The sequence below is a fragment of the Siphonobacter sp. BAB-5385 genome (assembly GCF_002261125.1).
Taxonomy (GTDB): Bacteria; Bacteroidota; Bacteroidia; order Cytophagales; family Spirosomataceae; genus Siphonobacter.
Window position 1 is genome coordinate 1 of the sequence record NZ_NMPS01000187.1, and the last position, 8,984, is coordinate 8,984.

An 8,984-nucleotide genomic window follows, 5' to 3' on the forward strand; every position below is an offset into this window, starting at 1 on the left:
AGTCGTGGAGAGGTCCAGCCTGGAAGGCTTCCGGGCTATCGAACAGCCCTGTCTATAGTACTAAACTCCGTCCAGGTGAATAACGAAATTTAGTAAAAGCAACAGGCGATGGGAATAAGCTACTAGTCCAAACAAGGCCCAGATACATTCTAGCCAACCGCTAGGGCTTCTGCATCCACTCCATAATCCGAATCACCTCACAGGCTTCCCGTACATCATGCACCCGCAGGATCTTCGCTCCTTTTTGCAGAGCAATTGTATTGAGCACCGTCGTACCGTTGAGAGCTTCGGCGGGAGGAATACCCAGTTTTTTCCAGATCATACTCTTGCGGGATAAGCCAATCAGGAGCGGTAACTGAAAAATTTGCAGGGCTTCGGACTGAGCCAGCAACTCATAATTCTGATCCGCATTTTTGGCAAAACCAAAACCGGGGTCCAGAATAATATCCTTGATGCCGGCCTGCCGGGCCAGGTGTACCCGTTGAGCCAGTTCATCGATGACCTCCGTCAGCAGGTTTTGGTATTGATTCAGACTGCCCATCGTCTGGGGTGTCCCCCGCATGTGCATGAGTACGTAGGGCACGTTGAGTTCGGCAACAGTGGTAAACATCGCCTCGTCCAGTAAACCACCTGACACATCGTTGACCAGTACTGCTCCCGCTTCAACGGCCCGGCGGGCAACGCCCGAACGGAAGGTATCCACCGAAATCAATGCTTCGGGAAAGGCTTCTAAAATGGTATCTATGGCAAGTACAACCCGACGGACTTCTTCTGCTTCCGAAACTTCGGCCGCACCGGGCCGGGTGGAGTATCCGCCAATATCCAGAAAAGTAGCCCCTTCAGACAGCATCTGCTGAGCCTGCTGGCGAATGCGATCCGGGTCTTCAAAACGGCTACCGGCGTGGAATGAATCGGGCGTAATATTGAGTATTCCCATCACCACCGGCTTTTTCAAGGATACAATTTGCCCCCGGCAGTTGAGCGTAGATGGGGTAGAAAGAAGTGCTTGCATCGCGTAAAATTACGATCAGAAGGGGCTAAAAAGGGCCTGCAATCCAATTCTGACAACTATATAATAGCTATTCAGGAATTTTCCCGGAAATATCCAATATTGACTTTGGCAATACGCGAATCGTGGGCTATTTTTGCGGGCAAATTTGCAATCTCCCAGTAACTACTCATATTCAATGGCAAACGCAGTCAATAAAGGTAAGATTACCCAAGTGATCGGACCGGTTGTGGACGTGAGTTTCGAAGAAGAAGGTTCGTCCTTGCCGGCAATCCTTGATGCCCTCGAAGTAACGAAACCCAACGGTCAGAAAGTCGTCCTGGAAGTACAACAGCACTTAGGCGAAGACCGCGTACGTGCGATCGCCATGGACGCGACCGAAGGTTTGTATCGGGGTATTGAGGTGCTTCACTTTGGTTCGACCATTGTAATGCCATCCGGCGATGCCATCCGTGGTCGCCTCTTTAACGTGGTAGGTGATGCCATCGACGGTATGCCACAACCCAGTGCACAAGACAGCCTCTCCATTCACCGGAACGCTCCCAAGTTCGACGAACTGGCTACTTCAACGGAAGTATTGTTCACGGGTATTAAAGTAATCGATTTGCTCGCTCCTTACGTAAAAGGAGGTAAAATTGGTCTGTTCGGTGGTGCCGGTGTAGGTAAAACCGTATTGATCCAGGAGCTGATCAACAACATTGCTAAAGTATACGGTGGTTTGTCCGTATTCGCTGGTGTAGGTGAACGTACGCGGGAAGGAAATGACCTGCTTCGCGAGTTTATTGAATCAGGCGTAATCAAGTACGGCGAAGCTTCAACCACTCCATGGAAGCGGGTGGATGGGATCTGTCGAAAGTAGACGACGAAGCGTTGAAAGATTCCAAAGCTACGCTCGTGTTCGGACAGATGAACGAGCCTCCGGGAGCACGTGCACGGGTAGCCCTTTCGGGTCTTACCGTAGCTGAGCACTTCCGCGATGGCGACGGCGAAGGTCAGGGTCGCGACATCCTGTTCTTCATCGACAACATCTTCCGCTTTACGCAGGCTGGTTCTGAAGTATCGGCTCTATTAGGCCGGATGCCTTCAGCCGTAGGGTATCAGCCCACGCTGGCTACCGAAATGGGTGCCATGCAGGAGCGGATTACGTCAACCAAGCGTGGTTCCATTACTTCCGTACAGGCCGTTTACGTACCTGCGGATGACTTGACTGACCCCGCTCCGGCAACGACGTTTGCTCACTTGGATGCTACCACGGTATTGAGCCGTAAACTTTCTTCGCTGGGTATCTATCCCGCCGTGGATCCGCTGGATTCAACCAGCCGTATCCTGAGCCCGGATGTATTGGGTGATGCTCACTACAACTGTGCAATGGCCGTGAAAATGATTCTGCAACGGTATAACGAATTGCAGGACATTATCGCCATCCTTGGTCTGGACGAATTGTCAGAGGAAGATAAACAAACGGTATCACGGGCTCGTCGCGTACAACGCTTCCTGTCTCAGCCCTTCCACGTAGCCGAGCAGTTTACGGGTCTGAAAGGCGTATTCGTTTCGATTGAAGAAACCATCAAAGGCTTCAACAAAATCATGTCGGGTGATTACGATCACCTGCCAGAAGCTGCATTCAACCTGGTAGGTACGATCGAAGACGCGGTCGTAAAAGGGGAGAAACTGCTGGCAGAAGCTTCTAGATAGTTTACAGTTTTTGGTTTTCAGTTGACAGCGAAAGCTTGGTGAGCCTTTACAGTCAACTGAAAACCGCAAACTGAAAACCGCAACGGCGGCCGCTGTAAACTCAAAACAGAAGACTGACTATGTTCATCGAAATCATTACTCCCGATAAGAAAGTTTTTGCCGGAGAGGCTACTTCGGCTTCATTTCCGGGTACGCAGGGTTCCTTTCAGATCTTAAACCATCACGCCCCCCTGGTGAGTACACTGGGTAAAGGCGAAGTGATCGTAGAATCAAAAGAGGGCCAGAAAACGTACATCGTAGATGGGGGCGTAGTGGAAGTACTCAACAATAAGATTCTGGTTCTGGCCGAAGCCATTTTATAAGAGCTGTGCTAACGTTTCGTGCGTTAGTCGCTGATAGTCCCGCAAGTTTTAAAACCTGCGGGACTATTTTTTTTGCCGTTTATCCGAAAGCGGGAATTTGGTAGTTTTGCTCCGAAAATATTTGGATGAAGTTCGGCGTTAACGAAGGTATTTTAAGTACAACATTCCATGAAAAAGCGACTACTTTTTAGTTTGATCGGGGCTCTGTTGCTCGGAGCCGTGCAGGCCCAGGTGACAGTGAAACCCCGGGTGGAAGGGCAAACGGCCGCGGATGTGTTCATTACCAAGGTAGAGCTAACCAGCCAGTTTACCATTGTGTACATGCGGTACGAAGATCCGCCACTGAATATTCAGGACCGCTGGTTGCGAAAACTGAATCCGCAAATGCAGGAGACGTCGTACAGCAACGTCGCCGTTGATCCAGAGAGCGATTTACGGGTGAATCAGAAGGGAAATTTGTACTCATTCAAGTTCATCAAGGCCGTAGGCATCCCGGTAAGACCCGATAAACGGGACGTACAGCCGGGGGACGTGATCAGTTTCGCGGTGTATTTCGAACGTCTCGAACCCGGCATGGAGGATTTTGATCTCTTCGAATGCCGGGATCGGGCAAACGGTTGGCGGTGCTGGAATTTTTATCACATTCATATTAAAAATCCAGCGGACAAAACGAAAAAGGATACAAAAGCTCCAGCGGTTGCTCAGGCCTCTAAAAAAACGCCTGAAGTCGCCACGGTGTTGCTGAGTGGTCAGGTGTACGACGCCGTAACGAAAGAACCGCTGGAAGGGAAAATCGCTGTATTGCGGGCGGGAGCGAAAGCAGATACGCTTCGAACCATTGGTAGTACGGGCGTTTTTCGGAAAAGCGTACGACCCGGAAGTTATCAGCTTTCAACGGTAGTACCGGGTTACGAAACGATGACGGCGACGGTAACGGTGAAGGATAATGCCGTAGAAAAAGACTTCTATTTACGTACGGGGAAAAGACAATCTGCACCCGCCGTTGCTCCGCCCGTAGCGACTGCTCCGGTTAAGCCAACACCTCCACCCGCGACTACATCATCGTCTATGGAAGATTTGAAAGCGGAAGTAGGCTCCAAGATTGAATTGAAGAACATTCTCTTTGAAACCGGCAAAGCCGTACTACTCATCGAATCGCAGGAAAATCTGGCTCAGGTGGTTGCGTGGATGAAGAAAAATCCGACGGTTGAAATCCGACTCGAAGGCCATACGGATGCCATCGGCGATTCGCAGAAAAACATGGAATTATCCATCGAACGGGTGGAAACCGTTAAACGGTACCTCGTCACTAATGGGATTAACGCCTCGCGTATCGAGGCGAAAGGCTTCGGTGATACGCGGCCGCTGAGTACTGCTAAAAGTGATCAGGAACGCAAGGTCAACCGACGGGTTGAACTCATCGTAACCAAGAAGTGATAGATCAGGTAGAGACGCGATTATCGCGTCTCTACTGCTTTAAAACCTTCCGATAAAGTGGTTCCCCGCAAACGCAGCGAAGGATTATAATACGGAGAGCAGGGCAGGGCCGCATCCTGGCAACTACTCCAATACCCCTTGATGCCGTGAATCACGCGGGGATCGTCCGTGGCGACGTACATTCGCTGGCCCTGTAACGGGTAGGAAGTCAGCTGAGCCGCTGGATACGCATCAGGAAATACCAGCGGACTGGCTTGCCGCTTGAAAGAGGCATACAGCAGGGCCAAACTCAATACGCCAACGATTCCAAAACGGTACAAAGCGGGGACGGCCCTTGGATAGGGAAGATACCCTACGACCAGAGCCGCGATGATGAAACCCATACCAAAGCGGAATTCCGGAGCCGTGATAAACCAGAAAGCCACTCCGGCGTACGCCGTCACCAGTACCCAAAACCAGTTGGGATACTGCATCAGAAAAGCAACCGTCTTCTTCCAGCGAAAACTGGCAAATAGCGGCCAGCCAAACAGGCATACCAGCAGCAATTGATCGGGTACGAGTTGTTGGGTAAACCAGTACGGTACCCAACTGAAATCGAATAGTCCCTGCACCGGACTAAGTTTCGTACCGCCTGAAAGATTCAGTAATCCTTGTTCAATGACGATTTTAGGTACTTTCCAGTCGAACGAAAACCAGTCGAGTAAGGGGGAAGTCGTAGGGTACAGGATGTAACCCGTCAGAATTACATTGGCCGTCAGCCACCAGAGCAGCGGGAGCAGTCCTACTGCAATCAGGCGGGGCAGGAAGGCGTAATCTTTCTTGCGAAACGCATCAACGAATAAAAGAAGGGGAATGAGTAGAGCGACGAGTGTACTCATTTTGATGGTAAACGCCAGCAACGTCAGCCACACCATCAGCAGGCGTTCGGACGGATTGGCGGGGGCTTCCATTTGCCGGATCAGCAGGAAAAAAAGTAAACCCACCAGCAACTGAGCCGGGTGGTCGGGACTCGGCGAAGCGAGCCGCCAGTGCGAATGCCACAGGTACCATACCCCCAGTACTACAATGAGTACTTCACTGGGTTTGAAGCGTACGTTTCGTAAAAGGAGCAAGGCCCAGCACCAGACTACCGCCATGAGCCAGCCATTGAGCACGTGAAAGGCATCGCCCCCCAGAAATCGCAGGCTGAAAAAAGCCTCGGTCAGAAAGGACGCGTTGTTGAAACCAAAGCGATAGTTTACGTTAGCCAGCCCCGGTACCACGGCGTATTCCGAAATCCAGCGAATCATGGGAGCGTGGTAGCCACCCGTATCCGCTACGCGGGGCAGGTGCGTCGTACGGGTCAGAATGACGAGAAAACCAAGTAAACTCACTACCCAGAAGAGCCAGGAACGCGGTAGCTGTAGTGTCCGAACGACGCTAAGCCAGTAGTTTCGACGAACCCAGCCGCCTATCAATAGTCCTGTTAATATCAACAGGTGAACCGCTTGCCCTACGGGGACCAACAGCCAGCCATAGCCCAATCCATTCATCAGACCCGCCCAGCCGAGTATTGCCAGAAAAGGAAGCGGCACCTCCAGAGAAGTACGGCCCAGTTTCTGAAAGCCCATTCGTACCAGATCTCCCGCCAGAAGACAAAGCAGCGAGATGTACAGCCAGAGCAGCAGGGTAATCAGCATGAGAAAACAAGGTTAAACCGGGGTAACACAAATGGCTGATGCAAGCACCAGCCATTGTTTAAAAATCGTACAAAGATACGCTTACTTGCGTCGGGAATCAATGACTACGCCCGCGACGATGAGCAGGATCAGGGCAATGTTACTGACCAGATCAATCGTCATGCCGGTTTTCCAAACGGGGGGATCGAACTTGAATTCAATCGTATGCGTACCCGCCGGAATGCGTAAACCGCGTAAGAGGTAGTTCACCCGGATGTGCGGCACTTCCTTGCCATCGATGTAGGATTTCCAGTCGGTATTGCCTTTGTAGAAAATTTCCGAAAACACAGCCAGCTGTTCGCTCTTCGCCTTACTCTGGTACTTGAGTTGATCGGGCTGGTAGGCAACCAGTTGAATCGTATTTGTAGAATCGTACTGAATAGTCGTCAGACCTTTCAAATCTCCTGCGTACCGCTGATCAATCAGGGCCGTTTGTTTGGGATTGAGCGTTTGCAGGGCCGTCATTTCCGCATTGGCATCGGGAACCAGACGGTAATTTTGCACGAACCAGGCATTACCCAAAGCTTCGGGATTCTGCTGGGCGACGTCCTGGTTGCTCTGGGGATCGCGTTGAATAACGTACTTGGCGTTGAGCATGTTAATAACGCCCATGAAGTTTTTGGGCAACGCATACTCCATCAATTCCGAGTATCGCTTGAGTTTAGCCGCGTGGTATCCGCCCAGGGATTTGTGGAAGTACGAAGCAGTAGCATCGCTCATGAAGTTACTACGGTTATCCATGACCCGGTAACTCAGACTTTTATCCTGCAAAATCTGTTCGTCCACGGGCGAAGGAGCAATCCGCTCCTGTGCCTGCCGCTTGGTGGTAAAGTCGTCGTTATTGAAATATCGCTTGTCGATGAAGAAGAGATCGAAGTACGTTAGTGCAATCAGAGCGACGACCAGTACCATTTCTTTTACCTTGTTCGTCACGTACAACCACACCAAACCTGCTGCCAGTACGATAAAAATCAGGGTACGCAACGCATCGGCCCGAAGAATGGAACCCCGATCTTCAATCAAAGCCCGCAAAATGTCCGGACCAAATGCCGGATCGCCGAACATTTGTCCGAGCATTGTGCTCTCGTTAGGCTTACGTAGTTCGAGGATGGAAGGGCCCACCAGCCACAACAGCAGAGCCAGACCACCGGTAAGGGCAAAGCTGGCGATGAGTCCGGTTTTGATTTCGGCAAAGCTGGGCTTTCGTGTGAGTAAGACCTCGATGGCCAGCACCGCCAGTAAAGCCAGCAGAAACTGAATGATACTGAGCGTCATGGTAACCGCCCGGAACTTGTTATAGAGCGGGAAGTGATCGAACATGAAGTCACCGAAGGCCGCAAAGTTTTTACCCCAGGCAATGAACAGCATCAGGATCGTAGCTCCCAGGACCCACCATTTGATGCGATGCTGAACGATAAACATGCCCAGAACGGCCAGGAAAATCAGTACTGCACCCGCGTAAGCCGGACCACCATTGATGGGGAGATCACCCCAGTAGGTGTACATGCCATTTTCGACAATCTGCTTGGCCTGAGTCGGATCAAGTCCACGTTGTACCAGGAGTTTATACGTATCAGATCCATCCGTCAACGGTTCAACGGTAGCTCCGCCGTAGACGCGGGGAATCAGTAAAGTCAGGGTTTCTCCGACTCCATAACTGTATTCAAACGCATAGCTGCGATCCAGACCGTTTTGTGGAGCGGTAGTTGCTTCTGCCGTTGGAGCCGCCTGGCCGGGTTGGGTAGGTTTGGCCAGGGTAAGTTCGGTTTTGCCACGAGTGGTTTCTTTCGTATAGTCCAGCGTGACCAGCAAACGGCCACCGTAGCTGCCGATACCAATAGCCGCCGAAACCGCCAGGACAATACCCGCCGTGATCAGGTTTTTCAGGCGACCTTCCTTGATCTGAACGACGGCTTCCATAAGGATATAGGGAACCAGAGCCAGACCAAAATAGTAGGTAATCTGTAAGTGGTTCGCGGCTAGTTCGAGACAGAGAAACAGGGCGGTAACCGCTCCACCGATCCAGTATCTGCCCCGTAGAGCCAGCATTACCCCAGCCAGAATACCTGGCATATAAGCCAAAGCGTACATTTTGGAAACGTGTCCGGCTTTAATGAAAATCATGTTGTACGAACCAAAAGCAAAAGCTACGGCTCCAAGTACCGCCAGCCAGCGACGTACGCCCATGGTAGTCAGTAGTACGTACATACCCAGCATCATCAGAAAAACGATGCGGATGGTTTCGGGAATGATGAGTAAGGTAACGGCTACGGTCTTACCAACGAAGGTGTACGGGTAATCGCCGGCCACCATGTAGGCGGGCATCCCACTGAACATGGAATTGGTCCAGAGAGCCCAGCGGCCCGTTGCTTTGTAAAATTCATTGAGTTCCTGAGCACCCGCCTGGGCCTGCTGAATATCGTGCATGCCCAGCACCTTGCCCTGCAAATTGGGCGAGGCGTATAGAGCAGCGAGTATAAACAGAACCAGTAGGGCGAGTAAATGAGGGAGTAACTTGCTTAGCGTGGATTTCATGCGTGCAGAGATAGAAACCACAAAAATAGAAGATACGGCAGACTGTGAAGCGTTGCAGGAGAAAAAGGTTTACTGGACGGAGACTGTAGCAGGAATAAACGTACGATGTACCCTACAGCAAACGGATGAACCAGATACGAATCCTAACAGAAGATAATGAGCAAGCAGTTTTTCAAAACGCCCTCCTCCGCTGCTTTTTTCGAATTGCAAATCCGAAAAAAGCAGCGG

5 protein-coding genes and 1 pseudogene are annotated in these 8,984 nt (G+C 51.2%); 3 read left to right on the forward strand and 3 right to left on the reverse strand.

The window, feature by feature from the left end; all coding sequences use genetic code 11:
* Window positions 1-160: 160 nt before the first annotated feature.
* Window positions 161-1,012 carry a dihydropteroate synthase gene (gene folP / locus BWI93_RS18365; RefSeq protein ID WP_094813945.1) on the reverse strand — a complete coding sequence of 284 codons (852 nt, stop codon included), beginning with the start codon at window positions 1,010-1,012 and terminating at the stop codon, window positions 161-163.
* 175 nt (window positions 1,013-1,187) lie between these two features.
* On the opposite strand from folP, the pseudogene atpD reads away from it, so the two are divergent.
* From atpD to BWI93_RS18380, 3 genes and pseudogenes are all read left to right on the forward strand, one after another.
* A pseudogene (gene atpD, locus BWI93_RS18370) lies at window positions 1,188-2,704 on the forward strand (F0F1 ATP synthase subunit beta).
* A gap of 119 nt (window positions 2,705-2,823) precedes the next feature.
* Window positions 2,824-3,066, forward strand: a complete 243-nt coding sequence (gene atpC, locus BWI93_RS18375; protein ID WP_094813947.1) for an ATP synthase F1 subunit epsilon — start codon at window positions 2,824-2,826, stop codon at window positions 3,064-3,066.
* Window positions 3,067-3,234: 168 nt separating this feature from the next.
* Entirely contained in the window at window positions 3,235-4,503 is a 1,269-nt protein-coding gene (locus BWI93_RS18380; RefSeq protein ID WP_094813949.1) for an OmpA family protein, read from the forward strand.
* Window positions 4,504-4,523: 20 nt separating this feature from the next.
* Here the strand turns inward: BWI93_RS18380 and BWI93_RS18385 are convergent, their stop codons facing one another.
* Together BWI93_RS18385 and BWI93_RS18390 are read right to left on the reverse strand one after the other, a co-directional pair.
* Window positions 4,524-6,182 (reverse strand): hypothetical protein, encoded by a 1,659-nt coding sequence (locus BWI93_RS18385; RefSeq protein ID WP_094813951.1) that lies wholly within the window; start codon window positions 6,180-6,182, stop codon window positions 4,524-4,526.
* Between the two features lie 81 nt (window positions 6,183-6,263).
* The gene (locus BWI93_RS18390; protein WP_094813953.1) at window positions 6,264-8,756 is read right to left on the reverse strand and encodes a YfhO family protein; all 2,493 of its coding nucleotides are present in this window, start codon (window positions 8,754-8,756) and stop codon (window positions 6,264-6,266) included.
* Window positions 8,757-8,984: the final 228 nt, after the last annotated feature.